The sequence below is a fragment of the Pseudomonas sp. S2_F07 genome (genome assembly GCF_054668325.1).
On record NZ_CP162758.1, the window covers coordinates 3124368 to 3146252 of the forward strand.

18 protein-coding genes are annotated in these 21885 nt (G+C 59.5%); 10 read left to right on the plus strand and 8 right to left on the minus strand.

Translation table 11 applies throughout. The annotated features are described in order from the left end of the window. Positions 1-15: 15 nt before the first annotated feature. Positions 16-657 (plus strand): oxidoreductase, encoded by a 642-nt coding sequence (locus AB4O40_RS14075; protein ID WP_056728884.1) that lies wholly within the window; start codon positions 16-18, stop codon positions 655-657. A gap of 133 nt (positions 658-790) precedes the next feature. Here AB4O40_RS14075 and AB4O40_RS14080 read toward each other — a convergent pair whose 3' ends face one another. The 4 genes from AB4O40_RS14080 to AB4O40_RS14095 form a co-directional block, all read right to left on the minus strand. Next, positions 791-1075, minus strand: a complete 285-nt coding sequence (locus tag AB4O40_RS14080; RefSeq protein ID WP_056728886.1) for a YceK/YidQ family lipoprotein — start codon at positions 1073-1075, stop codon at positions 791-793. Beyond that, the gene (ubiX, locus tag AB4O40_RS14085) at positions 1068-1700 is read right to left on the minus strand and encodes a flavin prenyltransferase UbiX (protein WP_056728890.1); all 633 of its coding nucleotides are present in this window, start codon (positions 1698-1700) and stop codon (positions 1068-1070) included. Before ubiX ends, AB4O40_RS14080 begins: the two co-directional genes overlap by 8 nt. Further along, on the minus strand, positions 1697-3046 hold the full coding sequence (gene mpl / locus AB4O40_RS14090) for a UDP-N-acetylmuramate:L-alanyl-gamma-D-glutamyl-meso-diaminopimelate ligase (protein ID WP_056728892.1): 1350 nt from the start codon (positions 3044-3046) through the stop codon (positions 1697-1699). Before mpl ends, ubiX begins: the two co-directional genes overlap by 4 nt. Positions 3047-3204: 158 nt before the next feature. After that, complete coding sequence (locus AB4O40_RS14095; RefSeq protein ID WP_460054085.1) at positions 3205-5121, minus strand: sigma-54-dependent Fis family transcriptional regulator; 1917 nt, start codon at positions 5119-5121, stop codon at positions 3205-3207. A 299-nt stretch (positions 5122-5420) separates the two neighbouring features. Between AB4O40_RS14095 and exaC the strand changes: the two genes are divergently transcribed. From exaC to AB4O40_RS14140, 9 genes are all read left to right on the plus strand, one after another. After that, positions 5421-6941, plus strand: a complete 1521-nt coding sequence (gene exaC, locus AB4O40_RS14100) for an acetaldehyde dehydrogenase ExaC (protein ID WP_223542021.1) — start codon at positions 5421-5423, stop codon at positions 6939-6941. A 178-nt stretch (positions 6942-7119) separates the two neighbouring features. After that, positions 7120-8493, plus strand: coding sequence for an ethanolamine permease (gene eat / locus AB4O40_RS14105; protein ID WP_056728896.1), 1374 nt, complete (start codon positions 7120-7122; stop codon positions 8491-8493). Between the two features lie 194 nt (positions 8494-8687). Then, positions 8688-10082, plus strand: coding sequence for an ethanolamine ammonia-lyase subunit EutB (locus tag AB4O40_RS14110; RefSeq protein WP_056728898.1), 1395 nt, complete (start codon positions 8688-8690; stop codon positions 10080-10082). An 8-nt stretch (positions 10083-10090) separates the two neighbouring features. Next, the gene (gene eutC / locus AB4O40_RS14115) at positions 10091-10915 is read left to right on the plus strand and encodes an ethanolamine ammonia-lyase subunit EutC (RefSeq protein ID WP_056728997.1); all 825 of its coding nucleotides are present in this window, start codon (positions 10091-10093) and stop codon (positions 10913-10915) included. Positions 10916-11029: 114 nt separating this feature from the next. Continuing rightward, the gene (locus tag AB4O40_RS14120) at positions 11030-11491 is read left to right on the plus strand and encodes a GNAT family N-acetyltransferase (RefSeq protein ID WP_056728900.1); all 462 of its coding nucleotides are present in this window, start codon (positions 11030-11032) and stop codon (positions 11489-11491) included. Between the two features lie 270 nt (positions 11492-11761). Continuing rightward, positions 11762-12418 (plus strand): DedA family protein, encoded by a 657-nt coding sequence (locus AB4O40_RS14125; RefSeq protein ID WP_008052342.1) that lies wholly within the window; start codon positions 11762-11764, stop codon positions 12416-12418. A 4-nt stretch (positions 12419-12422) separates the two neighbouring features. Further along, positions 12423-13235: a M90 family metallopeptidase gene (locus AB4O40_RS14130; protein ID WP_056728901.1), complete on the plus strand. Its 813-nt coding sequence runs from the start codon at positions 12423-12425 to the stop codon at positions 13233-13235. A gap of 113 nt (positions 13236-13348) precedes the next feature. After that, positions 13349-13876 carry an inorganic diphosphatase gene (gene ppa, locus AB4O40_RS14135; protein WP_003205933.1) on the plus strand — a complete coding sequence of 176 codons (528 nt, stop codon included), beginning with the start codon at positions 13349-13351 and terminating at the stop codon, positions 13874-13876. A gap of 229 nt (positions 13877-14105) precedes the next feature. After that, positions 14106-14852: a LexA family transcriptional regulator gene (locus AB4O40_RS14140; protein WP_056728903.1), complete on the plus strand. Its 747-nt coding sequence runs from the start codon at positions 14106-14108 to the stop codon at positions 14850-14852. A gap of 423 nt (positions 14853-15275) precedes the next feature. Here the strand turns inward: AB4O40_RS14140 and AB4O40_RS14145 are convergent, their stop codons facing one another. From AB4O40_RS14145 to AB4O40_RS14160, 4 genes are all read right to left on the minus strand, one after another. Beyond that, positions 15276-18398, minus strand: coding sequence for a type I restriction endonuclease subunit R (locus tag AB4O40_RS14145; protein ID WP_460054077.1), 3123 nt, complete (start codon positions 18396-18398; stop codon positions 15276-15278). Then, a complete protein-coding gene (locus tag AB4O40_RS14150) occupies positions 18395-18556 on the minus strand; it encodes a hypothetical protein (protein WP_460054075.1) in 162 nt (53 codons plus the stop codon). The genes AB4O40_RS14145 and AB4O40_RS14150 overlap by 4 nt, the downstream gene beginning before the upstream one ends. 117 nt (positions 18557-18673) lie before the next feature. Beyond that, the gene (locus tag AB4O40_RS14155) at positions 18674-20017 is read right to left on the minus strand and encodes a restriction endonuclease subunit S (protein ID WP_460054073.1); all 1344 of its coding nucleotides are present in this window, start codon (positions 20015-20017) and stop codon (positions 18674-18676) included. Beyond that, complete coding sequence (locus AB4O40_RS14160; protein WP_460054070.1) at positions 20010-21743, minus strand: class I SAM-dependent DNA methyltransferase; 1734 nt, start codon at positions 21741-21743, stop codon at positions 20010-20012. Before AB4O40_RS14160 ends, AB4O40_RS14155 begins: the two co-directional genes overlap by 8 nt. Positions 21744-21885 lie beyond the last annotated feature (142 nt).

The window sequence follows — 21885 nt, forward strand, 5'->3', positions numbered from 1 at the left end:
CAAGGGAGAAACACTATGTACTTGACGCCTCAGCACGTATTGCTTGCCGGAGCCACCGGCCTGACCGGTGAACATCTGCTTGATCGTTTGCTCAACGAGCCAACGATTTCACGGGTATTGGCCCCCTCACGCAGGCCATTGGCCGAGCACCCGCACCTTGAAAACCCCGTCGGCGACCCGGCGGAGTTTCTGCCGCAGTTGAACGGTCGCGTCGATATCGCCTACTGCTGCCTGGGCACCACCATCAAACAGGCGGGCTCGGAACAGGCGTTCCGCGCGGTGGACCTGGACATGGTCGTAGCCTTTGCCAAACGTGCACGGGAGATGGGCGCACGGCACCTGATCGTGATCAGTGCTCTGGGAGCCGATCGCAGATCCTCGATTTTCTACAACCGGGTCAAAGGCGAGATGGAGTACGCACTGCGCGCGCAGGACTGGCCGCAGCTGACCATCTGCCGCCCTTCGCTATTGCTGGGTGATCGCACCGAACCGCGACTGGGCGAAAAAGTCGCCGGCCCGCTGTCTCGGCTGATTCCTGGCAAATACCACGGCATCGAAGCGTGCCAGTTGGCCCGGGCAATGTGGCGTCTGGCACTGGAAGAGCAGGACGGGGTCAGGATTGTCGAGTCGGATGAGCTGAGGAAGTTGGGCAAGTAATTTTATGGTGCCTGAGCGGGCCTCATCGCGGGCAAGCCCGCTCCCACAGGTTTTTTCAGCGATTACAAAATTTGTGTACAACACAAAATCCTGTGGGAGCGAGCTTGCTCGCGATAGAGCGCGAAGCGCTCTCTTACAATCCACCCGTCGCCTGAAAGCTCACCCCGATCACCGTCAGCAACGACAACGGCAACAGCAGCGTGTCGAGCAACGCACTGGCCGGCAGATCAACGCCCGGATAACTCGGTGCTTCGGCTCCGAAACGGTCCATCGCGCAGCACCCACCGTTCAACGCGTACAAATCCAGGCGAGTCCCCGAGTACACCACCGGCGCCCCCGGCTTCGCTGCATCGAGGGTGCGCACGGTCGCACACCCGGCCAATTGCAGCGCCAGCACCATCACCAGCAGCTTATTCATCGCTGGTCAGATGATGCTCGCCCCAGCGCGGCAACATGTCCTGAGGAATATTCAGCAGGTTGAGGATCCGCGCCACGACGAAATCGATCAGGTCGTCGATGGTTTGCGGCTGATGATAGAAGCCCGGAGATGCCGGCAGGATTGTCACGCCCATGTTCGACAACTTGAGCATGTGCTCCAGGTGAATGCTCGAATACGGCGCTTCACGGGGCACCAGGATCAACTGCCGACGCTCTTTGAGCGTCACGTCGGCGGCCCGTTCGATCAGGTTGTTGCAAGCACCGGTAGCGATGGCCGACAACGTGCCCGTGGAACACGGCACCACCACCATCGCCGCCGGAGAGCCGGAACCCGAGGCCACCGGCGACATCCAGTCTTCCTTGCCGTATACCCGAATCTGCCCGGCGGCAGCCCCCGTGTATTCGGTGAGGAACGCCTGCATCATCTGCGGCTTGGCCGGCAGTGTGACGTCGGTTTCGGTGGCCATCACCAACTGCGCGGCCTTGGAAATCAGGAAGTGCACTTCACGATCTTCCCGCACCAGGCAGTCGAGCAGACGCAAACCGTACTGGGCGCCCGAAGCGCCGGTCATGGCCAGGGTGATGCGGTCCGGGCCATGGTTCATTTGAGCGCCTCGGCCAGTTTGCCGTGCAGGCCGCCGAAGCCGCCGTTGCTCATGATCACCACGTGGGTGCCCGGCTGAGCCTGGCTCTTCACGCGCTCGATGATGCCTTCCAGGGAATCGCTGACAATCGACGGCACGGTGCACAGCGCCGCGGTACCCGCCAGATCCCAGCCGAGGTTGGCCGGTGCGTACCAGATCACCTGATCGGCATCGACCACGCTTTCCGGCAATCCGTCACGGTGCGCGCCAAGCTTCATGGAGTTGGAACGCGGCTCGATGATCGCGATCAATGGTGCATCGCCGATGCGCTTGCGCAGGCCATCCAGCGTGGTGGCGATGGCGGTCGGATGGTGAGCGAAGTCGTCATAAATGGTGATACCACCCACTTCCGCGACTTTCTCCATCCGGCGCTTCACGCTTTTGAACGCGCTCAACGCGGCGATGCCCATGGACGGCACCACACCGACGTGGCGTGCGGCCGCCAGGGTCGCCAGGGCGTTGGCGACATTGTGCTGGCCAGTCATGTCCCACTCGACCACACCCTGGGCGACGCCTTCGAACATCACTTCGAACTTCGAGCCATCTTCACTGAGCAGCTTGACCTGCCACTGGCCGCCGGCACCGGTGGTTTGCACCGGAGTCCAGCACCCCATCTCGATCACGCGCAGCAAGGCCGGCTCAGTAGTCGGATGAATCACCAGGCCTTCGCTCGGGATGGTTCGCACCAGATGATGGAACTGCCGCTCGATGGCCGGCAGGTCCGGGAAAATGTCCGCGTGATCGAATTCCAGGTTGTTCAGGATGGCCGTACGTGGACGGTAGTGAACGAACTTGGAACGCTTGTCGAAGAACGCGCTGTCGTATTCGTCGGCTTCGATGACGAAGAACGGCGTATCGCCCAAACGCGCCGACACCGAGAAGTTCTGCGGTACGCCGCCGATCAGGAAGCCGGGGCTCATGCCCGCGTGCTCCAGCACCCAGGCCAGCATGCTGCTGGTGGTGGTTTTGCCGTGCGTACCGGCAACCGCCAGTACCCAGCGACCTTGCAGCACGTGATCGGCCAGCCATTGCGGGCCGGAGACATAGGGCAGGCCTTTGTTCAGCACGTACTCCACAGCAGGGTTGCCCCGGGACATGGCGTTGCCGATCACTACCAGATCAGGGGCCGGATCGAGTTGCGCCGGGTCGTAGCCTTGGGTCAATTCAATGCCCTGGGCTTGCAGCTGAGTGCTCATCGGCGGATAGACGTTGGCATCGGAGCCCGTCACGTGATGGCCCAGCTCTTTGGCCAGAACCGCCATTGACCCCATGAAAGTGCCGCAGATACCAAGAATATGAATGTGCATAGTCGACCTCGTAAAACATGGCCGCAGGTTAGCTTAGGGAGGGGAAAATCGCACCTTGTGTTTCAGATCTGAAGACGCCTTCGCGGGCAAGCCCGCTCCCACAGGGTATGCGCAGACCCTGTGGGAGCGAGCTTGCTCGCGATTGGGCGCGACACGATTTAGCGGGCGATACCGTGTTTACGCAGCTTCCGATAGAGGGTATTTCGACTGACCCCCAGCTGCTCCGCCGTGTGCGTCATATGCCAGCGCGTCTGCTCCAGCGCCGTGAGTAACGCCAGCCGCTCGGCATCTTCCAGCGGATGCTCCGATGGCTCCTCGAAAGCCTGCGCCACCGCCGGCCTGGCCTGACGAATCATCGCCGGCAAATCCTCCAGGCCAATCCGCCCGTCCTCACACAGGGCGGCCAACGTACGCAGCACATTTCGCAACTGCCGCACGTTTCCCGGCCAGGCGAATCCCAATAAGGCCGCCCGCGCCGGCCCGTCGATCAACACGGTTTCGCCGCCCGCCTCCTCGGCCAGCAGAAAGTCGAGCAACCGGGATTTGTCGCTACGATCACGCAAGGCCGGCAACGCGACTTCCAGCCCGTTGAGGCGGTAATACAAATCCTCACGGAAGCTGCCGTCCTGCACACGATCCAGCAAGTTACGGTGAGTGGCACTGATGATCCGCACATTCACCGATTCCGGCTCGCCGCCGATCGGCACCACTTGACGGTCTTCGAGCACCCTCAGCAAGCGCGTCTGCATGGCCAGTGGCATGTCACCGATTTCATCGAGGAACAAGGTCCCACCATCGGCCTGCTGCAACTTGCCGCGCATGCCTTCCTTGCGCGCACCGGTAAAGCTGCCGCCGCGATATCCGAACAGCTCGCTTTCGATCAGGCTTTCGGGAATGGCCGCGCAGTTGAGGGCGACAAAGGCTTTCTCCGCCCGCTGGCTGGCGTGGTGCACCGCTTTGGCAAAGGCCTCCTTGCCGGACCCGGTTTCACCATTGATCAGCAGCGGCACGTCGCGCTCGTAGACGCGCAAGGCTTTGCGGAAGTCCGCCTGCAACATCGCGTCATCCAGGCAAATGCCCGACAGGCGCGGCGCTTGTACAACCTTGGCCGCGGGCACCATCGGAATCGGCAGCGGTCGCCGTGCCTCACCGCGCAATACCGCGAACAGCTTGCGGCCATCACGGGTGCGCAACGGCCAACTGGCGGCGGCATTGGTGCTCGCGCGTCCGAGCAACTCATCGAGCGAGCAATCGAAAAACGCCTCCACCGGTTTGCCAAGCAAGCCGCCGCGAATATGTCCCAGCAGGTTCAGCGCACTCTGGTTGACCGCGCTAATGCGCCCTTCCCCGTCGAACGCCAGCAAGCCTTCGCTGAACAAACCGACGGACTCGGCCTGCAAGTGAAAACGCAACAACCATTGATTGTCGAAGCAGCGCAGGAAGTAGCAGCTCTCGATCATCTTCGCCGACAGATTGACCAGCGCCATGGTGTGGAACTGACTTTGCCGCGACACATCGCGCCGCGCCGACGACACGTCGAGCACCGCCAGCAATTCGCCATGGGGATCGAAGACCGGGCTCGCCGAGCAGGTCAGGCCGGTGTGGCGGCCGCGAAAGTGTTCGTCCTGATGGATGGTCAGCGACTGACGCTCCACCAGGCAGGTGCCGATACCGTTAGTGCCTTCGCAGGCCTCGCTCCAGTCGGCCCCGAGCCAAAGGCCGGCGCGCTCGAAGATCTGTCGTTCGGCGGGCGCGGTGACGCAGTTGAGGATCACGCCGCGGGCGTCGGTCAGCAGCACGGCATGACCGGCGCCGGAGAGTTGTTGATGCAAGCTGGTCATTTCATTGCCGGCGATGTGCAGCACTTGCTGCAAGCGCTCGCGGCTTTCCAGGACACGGCCATGTTCCAGCACCGTCGGCGCGATGCTCAGGGCCGGATCGAGGTGATAGTCCTCAAGGCAGCGCAGCCAGGAACGGGCGATGGACGGATCACTGCCAGGACCGTGCAGGTGGGTCTTGCCCTGAGTCACCGTCAATACTTGCTGGGCATGGCGACTCAAATGATTGTCGTGCATTTCTTATTATTCTCCCCGGGGCTCGGCGTCCCGTGCATGAGGTGATGCCGAGCATCCTCCAGCCCGGCCCGCATTGCAATGCCTGCAAGACCGGTTGGTCACAAGCTGTGCCACAAAGGGTACAAAGTGTCACCCAGGCTGTACCGAAAGCGTCACAGGCGCTGCCCACCCGTCCGACAAAAACCTCGCAAAGCCTTGATTTACCTGACATGCAAGGCACTGGCCCGGCCCTTGCTCTACGCTTAAAGCAAGCGCACATGCGCGACTCCCTATAAGCACAAAAGCAAGGAGAGACCACCATGCGTTACGCTCACCCCGGTACTGAAGGCGCTATCGTTTCGTTCAAAGCCAAATACGGTAACTACATCGGCGGCGAGTTCGTCGCGCCTGTCAAAGGTCAGTACTTCACCAATACCTCGCCAGTAAATGGCCAACCGATTGCCGAATTCCCCCGTTCCACGGCCGAAGACATCGACAAGGCCCTGGACGCTGCCCACGCCGCTGCCGATGCCTGGGGCGCCACCTCAGCCCAGGCGCGTTCGCTGGTGCTGCTGAAAATCGCCGACCGCATCGAACAGAACCTTGAACTGCTGGCAATCACCGAATCCTGGGACAACGGCAAAGCCGTGCGTGAAACCCTCAACGCCGACATCCCGCTGGCCGCCGACCACTTCCGCTACTTCGCCGGTTGCATCCGTGCCCAGGAAGGCAGCGCCGCCGAGATCGACGGCAACACCGTGGCCTATCACATCCATGAACCGCTGGGCGTGGTCGGGCAGATCATTCCGTGGAACTTCCCGATCCTGATGGCCGCCTGGAAACTCGCCCCGGCGCTGGCTGCCGGCAACTGCGTGGTGCTCAAGCCTGCCGAGCAAACCCCGCTGGGCATCACCGTGCTGGTCGAACTGATCGGCGACCTGCTGCCACCGGGCGTGCTGAACATCGTCCAGGGTTTCGGTCGCGAAGCCGGCGAGGCCTTGGCCACCAGCAAGCGCATCGCCAAGATTGCCTTCACCGGCTCGACCCCGGTCGGCTCGCACATCATGAAATGCGCGGCGGAAAACATCATTCCGTCCACCGTGGAGCTGGGTGGCAAGTCGCCGAACATCTTCTTCGAAGACATCATGAAGGCCGAACCGTCCTTCATCGAGAAGGCCGCCGAAGGCCTGGTGCTGGCGTTCTTCAACCAGGGCGAAGTCTGCACCTGCCCTTCCCGGGCGCTGGTGCAGGAGTCGATCTACGACGAATTCATGCAAGTGGTGATGAAGAAGGTCCTGCAAATCAAACGTGGCGACCCGCTGGACACCGACACCATGGTCGGCGCCCAGGCGTCCGAGCAGCAATTCGACAAAATCCTTTCGTACCTGGAAATCGCCAAGGGCGAAGGCGCCGAGTTGCTGACCGGCGGCAAGGTGGAAAAACTCGAGGGCAGCCTGGCGAGCGGGTATTACATCCAGCCGACGCTACTCAAGGGCACCAACAAAATGCGCGTGTTCCAGGAAGAAATCTTCGGCCCGGTGGTGAGCATCACCACCTTCAAGGACGAAGCCGAAGCCCTGGCCATCGCCAACGACACCGAGTTCGGCCTGGGTGCCGGCCTCTGGACCCGCGACATCAACCGCGCCTACCGCATGGGCCGCGCCATCAAGGCCGGTCGTGTGTGGACCAACTGCTACCACCTGTACCCGGCGCACGCCGCGTTCGGTGGCTACAAGAAGTCCGGCGTCGGCCGTGAAACCCACAAGATGATGCTCGACCACTATCAGCAGACCAAAAACCTGCTGGTGAGCTACGACATCAATCCGCTGGGCTTCTTCTAAAAACCGGGGGCGACACAGGTATTTCTGTGTCGCCCTTTCTACCGCCTTCTTAAATGACCCAACACACAAGGCCTGGCCGCTCTGGCACGGGCCTTGCCTACCCATCATTCAGGATTTGCACCCAACCCGTCGTACCCGAAAGTCCAAAAGATTGAACAATAAAAATTAGAGAGGACTTATGACTACTTCTTCCACACAGCTCAAACCCACACTCGGCACCCTGCATTTATGGGGTATTGCCGTCGGCCTGGTGATTTCCGGCGAGTACTTCGGCTGGAGTTACGGCTGGGGCACCGCTGGCACACTGGGCTTTCTCGTCACCGCGCTGATGGTGGCGACGATGTACACCTGCTTCATCTTCAGCTTCACCGAACTGACGACGGCGATTCCCCACGCTGGCGGGCCGTTTGCCTACAGCCGCCGGGCCTTTGGTGAGAAAGGCGGGTTGATCGCCGGCATCGCCACACTGATCGAATTCGTCTTTGCACCACCGGCCATCGCCATGGCCATCGGTGCCTACCTCAACGTGCAATACCCGGAACTGGACCCGAAGATCGCCGCCGTTGGCGCCTATTTCGTGTTCATGGGCCTGAACATCCTCGGCGTCAGCATCGCGGCCACCTTCGAACTGGTGGTCACCGTGCTGGCAGTCGCTGAATTGCTGGTGTTCATGGGCGTGGTCGCCCCGGGCTTCAGCTTCAGCAACTTCGTACTCAATGGCTGGTCGGGCTCGAACGAGTTCACGATGGACTCGATTCCCGGGATCTTTGCGGCGATCCCCTTTGCGATCTGGTTCTTCCTCGCCATCGAAGGCGCGGCCATGGCCGCCGAGGAAGCCAAGGACCCGAAACGCACGATCCCCAGAGCCTATGTCAGCGGCATTCTGACCCTAGTGTTCCTGGCCATCGGCGTGATGGTGATGGCCGGCGGCGTCGGCGACTGGCGTCAACTGTCGAACATCAACGATCCGCTGCCCCAGGCGATGAAAGCCGTGGTCGGCAATAACTCGACCTGGATGCACATGTTGGTCTGGATCGGCCTCTTCGGCCTGGTGGCAAGTTTTCACGGGATCATTCTTGGCTACTCACGACAGTTCTTCGCCCTGGCTCGCGCTGGCTACCTGCCCAAGGGACTGGCCAAACTCTCGCGCTTCCAGACCCCGCATCGGGCGATTCTGGCCGGCGGCGTGATCGGCATCGCGGCGATCTACAGCGACGGCCTGGTCAACCTGCAAGGCATGACCCTGACGGCGGCAATGATCACCATGTCGGTATTCGGCGCCATCGTGATGTACATCATCAGTATGCTGAGCCTGTTCAAGCTGCGTAAGACCGAACCGAACCTGGAGCGCACCTTCCGCGCACCGGGTTATCCGATCGTACCGGGGATCGCGCTGTTCCTGGCGGTGGTGTGCCTGGTGGCGATGGCCTGGTTCAACACTGTGATCGGCCTGGTTTTCCTCGGCTTCATGGTTGTCGGCTACCTGTACTTCCAGGTGACCGCCAAGCAACGTTCCGAGGCACCGGCAGACGCTATGCTCGAAGGTATATGAATGCACCGGCGCCGGGCCTCGAGCCTGGCGCCTGCATTATTGAAGTGCATGCAATTCCCCTGTGGGAGCGGGCTTGCTCGCGAAGGCGGTGTGTCATTCAGCACATGTGGCGGATGCAAGACAGCTATCGCGAGCAAGCTCGCTCCCACAGAAAAGCGGATCGCATTTTAAATTGATCAGGAGGCCCCCGCCCCATGGCCGTATATGCCCATTCCGTCGGCGCCCAGACCTATCGCTTCGACAGCCTCAAGGATGTGATGGCCAAGGCCAGCCCGGCGCGTTCCGGGGATTTTCTGGCCGGCGTCGCGGCCCTCAATGACGGCGAGCGCGTCGCGGCCCAGATGACGTTGGCCGACATTCCGCTATCCCACTTCCTGCAAGAGGTGCTGATTCCCTATGAGTCCGATGAAGTCACCCGCTTGATCATCGACACTCACGACAAACAAGCCTTCGCGGTCGTCAGCCACCTCACCGTCGGCGGCTTTCGCGACTGGCTGCTCAGCGATGCCGCCGACGAGCAGGTCCTGCGCGCCCTCGCCCCCGGCCTGACTCCGGAAATGGCCGCCGCCGTGTCGAAGATCATGCGCGTGCAGGATCTGGTGCTGGTGGCGCAGAAAATCCGCGTGGTCACCCAGTTTCGCGGCACCCTGGGCCTGCGCGGTCGACTGTCCACGCGCCTGCAACCGAATCACCCCACCGACGAACCGGCCGGCATCGCCGCAAGCATTCTCGACGGCCTGCTGCACGGCAACGGCGATGCCATGATCGGCATCAACCCGGCGACCGACAGCATCGCCTCGATCTGCGCCATGCTGGAGATGCTCGACGCGATCATCCAGCGCTATGAAATCCCGACCCAGGCGTGCGTGCTGACCCATGTCACCACCTCGATCGAAGCGATCAATCGCGGCGTCCCGTTGGACCTGGTGTTCCAGTCGATCGCCGGCACCGAGGCGGCCAACGCCAGTTTCGGCATCAACCTCAATATATTGCAGGAAGGTTACGACGCAGGTTTGAGCCTCAATCGCGGCACACTGGGCCAGAACCTGATGTACTTCGAAACCGGCCAGGGCAGCGCCCTTTCGGCCAACGCGCATCACGGCGTCGATCAGCAAACCTGCGAAACCCGTGCCTACGCCGTCGCGCGGCATTTCAAACCGTTCCTGGTAAATACCGTCGTCGGCTTCATCGGCCCGGAATACCTGTACAACGGCAAACAGATCATCCGCGCCGGCCTGGAAGACCACTTCTGCGGCAAATTGCTCGGTGTGCCCATGGGTTGCGACATCTGCTACACCAACCACGCCGAAGCCGACCAGGATGACATGGACACCCTGCTGACCCTGCTGGGCGTCGCCGGGATCAACTTCATCATGGGCATCCCCGGCTCCGACGACATCATGCTCAACTACCAGACCACTTCGTTCCACGATGCGCTCTACGCCCGGCAGACCCTGGGCCTGAGGCCCGCACCGGAATTCGAACAGTGGCTGGCGAAAATGGGCATCTTCACTCAAGCCGATGGCAGGGTTCTCTTCGGCGACAGCCTGCCGCCAGCCTTCCGGCAGGCCCTGGCGCAACTGGGATGAGCATCGACATGGACAAACTACCCTTCGATCCACACAACCCTTGGCTGGAGCTACGACGCCTGACACCAGCGCGAATCGCTCTGGGCCGCACCGGCACCAGCATTCCCACCCGTGCACAACTGGACTTCCAATACGCCCACGCCCAGGCGCGAGATGCGGTGCACTTGCCGTTTGACCATGCCTCCCTCAGCGCGCAATTGGCCGAACGTGATCGCCAGTGCCTTTTGCTGCACAGTGCGGCGACGGATCGCAACACCTACCTGCAACGCCCCGACCTGGGGCGAAAACTCAGTGATGCCTCGGCGCAGACCCTGCGTGACTACGCGACGGTCCATCCGGGTGGCGTGGATCTGGTGATCGTGGTCGCCGACGGCCTGTCGGCACTGGCCGTTCATCGCCATACCCTACCGTTTCTGGCGCGATTCGAAGAGCAAATGGCCGGCGACAGCTGGACTGTTGCGCCAGTCGTACTCGTGGAACAGGGCCGGGTGGCCGTCGCCGATGAAATCGGTGAGTTGCTTGGTGCAAAAATGACCGTAATCCTCATCGGCGAACGCCCTGGCCTCAGCTCTCCGGACAGCCTTGGATTATATTTCACCTACAATCCCAAGGTCGGTCTTACCGATGCCTACCGTAATTGCATCTCCAACGTTCGGCTCGAAGGCCTGAGCTACGGCATGGCCGCACACCGTTTGCTGTATTTGATGCGCGAAGCCTGCCGACGGCAGTTGTCAGGGGTGAATCTGAAGGACGAAGCACAGGTTCAGACACTGGAGTCGGACACGGGAGGCGACATGAAAGGAAATTTCCTGCTCGGCCCGCCGAATGCCTGAACCGCTTGCGCATTGCACATTCGTACCAGTTTCAGGCAGGATCGTTGCGCGCCCGCCAAGGGTTTCCCATCGCCGTCAGAGACGCAAGACAGCCACTTGAAGACGAGACCTACCATGCGGATTATTCAAGCGACCCTCGAACACCTGGACCTGCTGACCCCGTTGTTCGTCAAATATCGCGAGTTTTATGGTTCCCTGCCGTATCCGGACTCGTCCCGGGCGTTCCTCGAAAAACGCCTGCGTCGCAAGGAATCGGTGATCTATCTGGCGCTGTCCGATGACGACAGCAACAAACTGATGGGCTTCTGCCAGCTGTACCCGAGCTTCTCTTCGCTTTCGCTCAAGCGGGTATGGATCCTCAACGATATTTATGTCGCCGAGGACGCCCGCCGCCAGTTGGTGGCCGACAACCTGATCCGCACTGCAAAAAAAATGGCCAAGGAAACCAATGCCGTGCGCATGCGTGTTTCCACCAGCAGCAACAACGAAGTCGCGCAGAAAACCTACGAGTCCATCGGATTCAAGGAAGACACCGAATTCAAGAACTATGTGCTGCCGATCAGCGAAGAACTCTGAATCACCTGCTCCGTGCTCGCGATGGCATCGACTGGATTACACTGGTCCAACGAGGCAACGGCATCGCGAGCAGGCTCGCTCCCACCCGATCGTTATCAAACATCAGCCCTGTGATGACATTCCCCGCTACAATCTCGACGCGATTTTCACCACTCGCCTCGTATAATCCCGATATTCCCGGCTTGTAAGAAAAACTACCTCTATCCGTAGTCTTACGCGAAGTCATCCGCACAGGCCTGCCGAGTCGGGCCGTCACCACAGGTGCTTTCCATGGATTTCAACCCGATCGACATTGTCCTGCATCTCGACGTCTACCTCGACATGCTTGTAACCAACTACGGGGCATGGATCTACGCCATTCTGTTCATGGTGATCTTCTGTGAAACCGGCCTTGTGGTCATGCCTTTCCTGCCGGGCGACTCTCTGCTGTTCATTGCTGGCGCCGTGGCGGCCGGCGGCGGCATGGACCCGGTCCTGCTCGGCGGCCTGCTGATGCTGGCGGCGATCCTGGGCGACAGCACCAACTACATCATCGGACGAACGGCGGGTGAAAAGCTGTTCAGCAATCCGGACTCGAAGATCTTCCGTCGTGACTACCTGCAACAAACCCACGATTTCTACGACAAGCATGGCGGCAAAACCGTGACCCTGGCGCGCTTCCTGCCGATCATCCGCACCTTTGCGCCATTCGTCGCCGGCGTGGGGAAAATGCCTTACCCGCGTTTCTTTGCCTTCAGCGTGCTGGGCACCATCCTGTGGGTCGGCGGCCTGGTGACGCTCGGTTACTTCTTTGGCAACGTGCCGTTCATCAAGAAGAACCTGTCGCTACTGGTAGTCGGCATCATCCTGATATCGCTGGTGCCGATGATCATTGGCATGGTGCGCAACCGCCTCGCCGGTTCGAACTCCAAAGCCGAATCGCGCTGACACGATGTGGTCCCTGAGCGCCTGGCGTCGCCGGCGCACCCTGGCAAAGCACCCGATTGCCGATGACATGTGGCAACGGGTGCGCCATCATCTGAGCTTTCTCGATGGCATCAGCGCCGCCGAAGACCAATGGCTGCGCGAAGCCTGCGTGCTGTTCCTCGAAGACAAGCACCTGAGCGCCCTGCCCGGTGTCGAACTGCATCAGGAACAACGCTTGCTGCTCGCCGCCCAGGCACAGCTGCCGCTGCTCCACCTCGGCGACCTGAACTGGTATCAGGGCTTCCACGAAATCATTCTCTACCCCGACGACTTCCTCAGCCCCCAGCGCCATCGCGATGCCAGCGGCGTCGAGCACGAATGGGACGGTGAGCACAGCGGTGAAGCCTGGCAGCAGGGCCCGATCATCCTCGCCTGGCCCGGTGTAATGGCCAGTGGTGGCTGGGAAGGCTACAACCTGGTGATCCACGAACTGGCGCACAAACTCGACATGCTCAACGGTGTCGCCAACGGCCTGCCTCCGTTGCATCCCGACATGCGTGTCAGTGACTGGGCCTGCGTCATGCAAGAGGCCTACGACGACCTCGACCGGCAACTGGAACGCAATCCCGATGCCGAAACCGCCATCGACCCGTATGCCGCCGAGAATCCTGCCGAGTTCTTCGCCGTCACCAGCGAATACTTCTTCAGCGCCCCGGATTTGCTGCACGAGGCTTATCCACAGGTGTACCAGCAGTTGAAGCTGTTCTATCGCCAGGACCCGTTGGCGAGGTTGAAGCAACTTCAGGCGCATGACCCTGTCTATCAGGCACACCAGTAAGCGCCATACGACTTCTGGTCCATGGCGTCGACACAGGAATATGCCTATAATCGCCGCCACTTTTTGGTCAATCCGGCCAAGTGTTTTTGGTCAACTAACGGGGGCAACGCCCAATGAGCTACAGCAAGATTCCGGCTGGCAAAGACCTGCCGAACGACATCTACGTCGCGATCGAGATTCCGGCCAACCACGCGCCGATCAAATACGAAATCGACAAAGACAGCGATTGCCTGTTCGTTGACCGTTTCATGGCCACCCCAATGTTCTACCCGGCCAACTACGGTTACATCCCGAACACCCTGGCTGACGACGGTGATCCCCTCGACGTGCTGGTCGTAACCCCTTACCCGGTTGCTCCAGGTTCGGTAATCCGCGCCCGTCCGGTCGGCATCCTGAACATGACCGACGACGGCGGCGGCGATGCCAAAGTCATCGCAGTCCCACACGACAAGCTGTCCCAGCTGTACGTGGACGTAAAGGAATACACCGACCTGCCACCACTGCTGATCCAGCAGATCGAGCACTTCTTCGCGAACTACAAAGATCTCGAAAAAGGCAAATGGGTGAAGATCGAAGGCTGGGCCGGTGCAGACGCCGCCCGCGAAGCGATCACCAAGTCGGTTGCCGCCTACAAAGGCTAAGCCCGGCTGCAGGCTTTTAGCTGCAAACGGCAAGAAAAACCCCGGGTAATCCGGGGTTTTTTGTGGGCGTTTGATAAGCACGCCAAACACCCCGTTTAAACAGACCTTCCAATAGTTTTTGCTTGTTTAAAACGCCCCAGGAACGTCTTACATCCGGTCGTAAATTACCCGCAAAATTTGAACGAGGCGTTTATTCAAACCCTTGTTAGCCGCCAGTAGACTCACGTTCATGAAAAAGAACACTAGCGGCCCACGCTTTAAAGCGCTCCTCGAAGCAGCGAACATCACGACCACCGGATTTGCCGAATTCCTGGATACGGCTCCACAAAATGTACATAACTGGTACACCCGCGGTGTGCCCGCCCATTGCATGGAAGAAGTCGCCCGAAAACTCTCCGTCAGCAGCGACTGGCTGAAAACCGGCGAAGGCCCGAAAGATGCCCAGCTCCTGCGCCTGCTCGACGAAACTGGCAACACCTTCGATGCCCAGACCATCCGCGGTGTCTACACGGTCATCGAGCCTGTCGACGTCGAACTGCCATTCCTCAAGGAAGCTGTCACCGCCTTGGGCTCCAACAAAACCCACGTCATAGAAGACCCCGAGAAATCCATCCGCCTGCCCCGCAGCCACCTCGATTCCCTGGAAATCAATCACTCAGACGCCATCTGCGCCCTGATGAGCGGCAACAGCATGGGGGAAAAAATTGAAGACGGTTCGACCCTGGCGATTGACCGTGGCCTGACCCAGATTGTCGATGGCGAGATCTACGCCATCGAACATGACGGCATGCTGCGCATCAAGTACCTGCATCGACTGCCGGGCAACTCCCTGCGACTGCGCAGCCACAACCGCGCCGAATACCCGGATGAAATCTTCAGGGCCGCACAAATCGAAGAGCAGAACATCAGGGTGCTGGGCTGGGTGTTCTGGTGGTCGACCCTGAACAAACGACGGCCAACGGTGCCCTTTCTTTAAGCACTCCAGAACGCCCATCGGCCGCCCACCCGAGTGGCCAAACGGCTCTGCCCGGCACTTCCCGCTGGGAATTTCCATCAAACCTGCGTATGCTGCGCCCCACATTTGCGTATCGAACCGCCCAGCGGCTCAGATGCACTGGCCTGACAGATGACTTTCTCACCAGGTCCCACAGCCGGACGCAAGATCCGGGTGTACGTTTTGAAGGCTGGCGCGGTTTACCAAAAATGATCCAAGCCAGTCCCCGAGAAGCCGGCCACAAGCCGGCTTTTTAATGCCTGAAAGCCACGCAGAATGCGGGTTTTATACAAAACACTATCCTTGACCCACACTTTGACCCACACCCAGACGCTTGGTTAGCCGCTGCTCCATCGACTCGATTTCATGTGGCATCAACGATCTGTGTCGTCTCATGGCTCACGCCTATAGCCACGCCTCACAGAGCATCTCCGCCTGATTGAGTATCAACTGGGCCGCTTCCTCGGCTTGATCCGGCGGGTACTTGTACTTGCGCAGAATTCGACGCACCAGGATGCGCAACTTGGCCCGCACGCTTTCACGGCTGCTCCAATCGACACTGACGTTGGCTCGCAGGCTGGCGGTCAACTCATGGGCAATTTTGGCCAGGACCTCGTCGCCCAGCTCGCGCACCGAAGCTTCGTTGTTGGCCAAGGCATCGTAGAACGCCAGTTCGTCATCGTTGAGTCCCAGTGAATCGCCGCGCTGACTCGCGGCGGCGTATTTTTTGGCCATTTCGATCAGCTCTTCGATGACCTGGGCGGTCTCGATCGAACGGTTTTGGTAGCGTTGGATCACATTGGCCAGCAGCTCGGAGAACTTCTTCTCTTGGGCCAGGTTGGTGCTGTAACGGCTCTTGATCTCGCCTTCGAGTAAGCGCTCCAACAACTCGACCGCCAGGTTTTTCTCGGGAAGATTGCGCACTTCAGCAAGAAAGGCATCGTCGAGCAGGCCGATATTAGGTTTGTCCAGGCCCACCGCCTGGAAAATGTCCACCACGTCGCCAGAGACCACGGCATTGCCGATGATCTGGCGAATGGCCAACTCGCGCTCCTCGTCTGTCTTTTTCTGCTGACTGACTTCACGTTTGATCAAAATCACCTTGATCGCTTGGAAGAACGCCACTTCCTCGCGGACAGCCTTGGCTTCATCCAAGGTGCAGCACAAGGTGAAGGCCTTGCTCATGGCCAGTGCGGTGTCGGCAAAGCGCCTCTTACCATCTTCCAAGCCCAACACGTGGTTGGCTGCCCCGGCCAGCAGCTTGTGCCCACCGGTGAGAAAATCGCTGCAGTCGAAGCCATGCAGCAGGCTGCGCAAAACGTCGAGCTTCTCCTCCAGCACCGCATAGGCTTCATGGGCATCCACGGTCGGTCGTCCTTTGCCCTTGCTGCCGGTGTACTCCTTGAGCGCGGCTTTCAGCTCATTGGCGATACCGATGTAGTCGACCACCAGGCCGCCCTGCTTGTCCTTGAACACGCGGTTGACTCGGGCAATGGCCTGCATCAGGTTGTGGCCCTTCATGGGCTTGTCCACGTATAGGGTATGGACGCAGGGGGCATCGAAGCCGGTCAGCCACATGTCACGGACGATCACCAGTTTGAGCGGATCGAGCGAATCCTTGAAGCGTTTTTCCAGGCGCTTTTTGAGCTGACCGGAATAGATGTGTGGCCGCAGCAAGGCTTTGTCCGACGCGCTGCCGGTCATGACGATCTTGATCGCACCTTTCTCTGGATCTTCGTCGTGCCACTCCGGACGCAAGGCGACGATCTCGTTGTACAGATGAACACAGATCTCGCGACTCATGGCCACCACCATGGCTTTGCCGGGCAACTGCCCCATGCTCACCAGGCCCTGATTACGCTCCTCAAAGTGGGTGACCAAATCGGCCGCCACGCTGTGAATCCGCGGCTCGGCCCCGACCACCTTTTCCAGGGCGGCCCAACGGCTTTTCAGGCGTGACTGCTGGTCGTCCTCTTCGTCTTCGGCCAGTTCATCAACTTGATCGTCGATCGCGGGGAGCTCGCTGTCTTTCAAGGACAACTTGGCCAGCCGCGATTCGTAATAGATGGCGACGGTGGCACCGTCTTCGGTGGCCTGTTGCATGTCGTAGACGTGGATGTATTCACCGAACACCGAACGGGTGTCGCGATCTTCGCTGGACACTGGGGTGCCGGTAAAGGCCACGAATGTGGCGTTTGGAAGTGCGTCGCGCAGGTGCTGGGCATAGCCGACCTGGTAACGAGTTTGGCTCTCGCCGGACAGTGTCCCCTCCGAGGTTTTCAGCTCCGCACCAAAGCCATATTGGGTGCGGTGCGCTTCGTCGGCAATGACCACGATGTTCGCGCGCTCGGACAGCAGCGGAAAGGTGTCTTCATCCACCCCTGGCATGAACTTCTGGATGGTGGCGAAGACGATGCCCCCACTCGGTCGATTGGCCAGTTTGGTGCGCAAGTCACCGCGTGACGTCACCTGGACGGCTTGTTCACGCAACAGGTCCTGGGACAGCGAGAACACCCCGAACAGCTGGCCATCCAGGTCATTGCGATCAGTGATCACCACGATGGTTGGGTTCTCCATCGCCGCTTCCTGCATCACCCGGGCAGCGAAGCAGGTCATGGTGATGCTCTTGCCTGAGCCTTGGGTGTGCCAGACCACCCCGCCCTTATGGCTGCCGCCGGGACGTGAGGCGCTGACCACCTGCCCAATGGCGGTACGCACGGCGTGGAATTGGTGATAGCCGGCAATCTTCTTCACCAGCCGGCCGTCATCCTCAAACAGCACGAAGTAGCGCAGGTAATCGAGCAGCATTGGCGGCGCCAATGCACCCCGTACCAGAGTCTCTAGTTCGTTAAATTGACCCAGCGGGTCAAGATCCTGGCCGTCGATAGTGCGCCAGTTCATGAAGCGTTCGGCATCTGCCGACAACGAGCCCATGCGCGCTTCGCTGCCGTCGGAAATCACCAGAATTTCGTTGTAGTGGAAGAGGTCAGGGATCTGTTCCTTGTAGGTCTGGATTTGGTCGAAGGCTTTGCCTAGGTCTGCCTTCACATCGGCCGGGTTCTTCAGCTCCAGCAACACCAACGGCAGGCCGTTGACGAACAGGATGATGTCCGGACGCCGGGTGTGTTTCGGCCCTTGGATACTGAACTGGTTGACGACCAGCCAGTCGTTGGCTTTCACCTCAACCCAGTCGATCAAACGGACGAAGTCGCCGCGGGTTTCGCCATCTTTTTGGTACTGCACCGGTACGCCGCTGACCAATAGGCGATGGAACAGGCGGTTGGCCGACAGCTGTACGGGCAGACCCAGTTCGTTCACCTGTTTGAGCGCATCTTCGCGTGCCGCCAGTGGCACCTTGGGATTGAGTTTGGCCATGGCGCGACGCAGACGCTCGACCAAAATCACCTGGCGGTAGTTGTCGCGCTCAGGGCTCTCGCCGTCATAGGCAATCGTCGGGCCGTACACATGGGTGTAACCCAGTTCGTTCAGCCAGCCGAGGGTTTCCTGTTCCAATTGGTCTTCGGTCATTCCGCTGCACTTCCTTTGTTCAGTTCACCCGCAAGCTCCGCCTCCACCTCAGCAATGCTCGGCAGATTTTGGCCCAAGGTTTCGGGCAAGTCGCGCAGCAATTGGTATTCGGCGACGCCGATAGGTTTGTCGAGACGCGACAACGCGCACTTGGCCACTAGGTGGTTCTGCTGTTTGCACAGCGGCTGACCGATGGTGGGTTTGTCGTCCTCGGCCTAGAGTTCTACGACCACAGGCGGCGTAGCCCTCAGGTAGTGCGCGAAGCGTTCCCGTGCTCATGCGCTAACTTCTTCGACCATCTCGGCTTCCGACAAACGCAGCTGGCCGGAGATCAGTCGCGGCAGCAGGGTATCGCGGAGTTGGGCGAGGGTTTTGGCTTGGTGTACGTTAGCAGTTATCTGATCAAACAGAGGCTGTACTACATCTGAATATGCTGCCGCCACTTCAACAGACGGTATCACGAGCACGTAATCTGACAAATCTTTCCAGTTCACACGTGGCATTTTTGCGCCATTGGATAACCTATACGCATACGCAACCAATTCAGTGCTGAACAGCTGCATTGCCACAAATCCGTAGTAGTCAGCCTCCTTGGCTTTGCAGACGAGAATGTCTGTTGAACAGACCCCTACAAACGGTGCGATCACTACCTTGTGAAAGTAAGGACGCAGTTTTCCGAATAAAATATCGCCTTTTTCAAAACATGACTTCGCGCTTTCCAGGCCATCTGTGATTCCCCAGCTGTCTAGCGCTAGTGATTGCCTAGGGATGTGCTCCAAGCCGACGTACAAGGTATCAACCGTCATTGCGTTAGGTTGAATCTGCTTGCGTGCAGTCTCTGCAACGTCACCTAGCACGCCAACCCGCCACCCCCTCGGTACCACCCCCAGTTTGGATTCTTCAAAACTGTCTGGGAACAGCGCGGCAGTGGCAGCGTCCATGCCTTCCGGCTCAAGCCCTGCAGCCTTGGCACGCACCGGGTCGAAATCGACGAACCAGGATTTGAATAGCGCCTGGACGATGGCCTCAAGGGTGGCGTTGATGTCACGAAACAAGTCTATTCGATCATCGAGGCTACCGAGCAAATCGCCAATACTGCACTGCTCATCCATCGGGGGAAGAGAGATTGGAAAGCCTCGCAACGATCCTAGGCCGATAAAGGGTTGAGCGCTGCCGCGGGTTGATCCCTTTATGAACCGCTGAACCTGCTCAGATAAGAGAAAATACTCGAGGTAACGTGGAAATATTTTTAATGGGTTAGGTTTAAAAAGCGCCACGTTCTTGATGCTGAACGATCTGTCAGTTTGTACCCGGACGAGGTCCCCGATAGAGTTTCCAATATTGGCAAACAGGATATCGTTGCGCTCTGGCTTAGAGCGTTCGATGACCTTTTGGTGATCTTCATCTGAAATATTATATGTGACCGAAAAGTCAATATTTCTATCCTTGATAGCCCTCCCTGTAACAAGTGGATAGCCACCTTCAGCAACTTGCTTGGGGGAGTCGTGCGTTCCGTCAGTCACTTGGCGGCAAACTTCCTCTAGCGTTGCCTCTTCCCAGTCAGTGGGAAATTCGCCAAGGACACTTAGCGGTAGGTATTCTCCTGAGACCTTAGCCATAGAATCCCAACCCCTCCAACTTTTGGCGGATCAACTGGTCGAACTCTGCGCCCTTGGCCATCTGCTCCCCTAACAGAGCTGTCAGGTCCTGCATCTTCTCGGTAAAGGCTTCGTCGTCGTCCTCAACCGCTTCGGCGCCGACATAACGGCCTGGAGTGAGGACATGACCGTGCTCGGCGACTTCGCCAAGGGGCACGCTGCGGCAGAAGCCCGGAATATCAGCATACTCGGCGATCTCACCGCCGACATCCAGCGGCACCCCGCGCCAATTGGCCACGGTTTGGGCGATTCGTTCGATCTCGCTGTCAAGCAGCTCGATCTGCACCCGACTGATATTCGTTCCCAGTTTACGCGCATCGATAAACAACACTTCGCCCGGACGGGCGACTTTCTGCTTGGCCAAGAACCACAGGCAAGCCGGAATCTGCGTGTTGAAGAATAACTGGCCGGGCAACGCGACCATAACTTCGACTACATCGGCCTCAACCATGGCACGGCGAATATCGCCTTCGCTGTTCTGGCTGGAGCTCATTGAACCGTTGGCTAGGACGATGCCGGCCCGTCCGCTGGACTTGAGGTGAAACAGCATGTGCTGCAGCCAGGCGTAGTTGGCGTTGCCTTGCGGCGGCGTGCCATACACCCAGCGCGGGTCACCGTCGAGGCTGCCGTGCCACCAGTCGCTGATGTTGAACGGCGGGTTGGCCAGGACGAAGTCGGCGCGCAGATCCGAGTGCTGATTGCGGATAAAGGAGTCGGCCGGCTCGCGGCCGAGGTTGAAGTCGATGCCACGGATCGCCAAGTTCATCGCCGCCAGGCGCCAGGTAGTCGGGTTGGACTCCTGACCGTAGATCGACACGTCACCGAGTTTGCCGCCATGGGCTTCGATGAATTTCTCCGACTGCACGAACATACCGCCGGAGCCGCAGCAGGGGTCGTAGACCTTACCATGGTGCGGGTTGAGCACGGCGACCAAGGTTTTGACGATGCTGGCGGGAGTGTAAAACTGTCCGCCGCGCTTGCCTTCAGCGCTGGCGAACTGGCCGAGGAAGTATTCATAGACTTGGCCGAGCAGGTCGCGGGCCTGGTGGGCGTCACCGCCAAAACCAATGATGGAGATTAGGTCAACCAGTTCGCCAAGCTTGCCATCCGGCAGCTGGGCCCGAGCATAGCGTTTGTCGAGGATGTTTTTTAACGGAGGGTTTTCGGCCTCAATGGCGGCCAGGGCTTCATCGATGCGTTTGCCGATGTCCACCTGTTTTGCATTAGCCCGCAGCGACTCCCAGCGAGCCAATTCCGGTACCCAGAAAACATTCACTTCTTTGAAGTAGTCACGCTCTTCCAGCTCGTTAGCCAATAGTTCGGCGTCTTCACTACCCAGGTAGTAGTCATCGTTGGCATCGGCAAACCGCCGTTCCAGCTCGACGCGACGGCCGGTGAAACTGTCGGAGATGTACTTGAGGAAAATCAGGCCGAGGACTAGGTGTTTGTACTCGGCGGCGTCCATGTTGGCGCGCAACTTGTCGGCGGTGGCCCACAGGGTTTTCTCCAGGTCTTGCAGGGTGCTACTGGTGGCATTCACCGCCGCTTTGCGCCCCGGCTTCTTTTTCAATGGCTCGGACTCTAGCTCGGCATCGTTGGCGATTGGCGCAAAACGCGCGCGGGCCTGGTTGAGGGCCTGCTCAGCGAGACTGCTGGCTGCCTGTTCGGCACCCTTTTGCTCCGTCATGGACGATTCCCTACATTCAACGCCGTTGAGTGGCGCGACAAAAAATGAAAACCCAGCCACCGAGTGGCCGAGCGAAGATGGACAACATGATAACTGCTCGAGGGGGTTTGGTCTGACTTCCTCGCTGACATTCCAGCGGCGG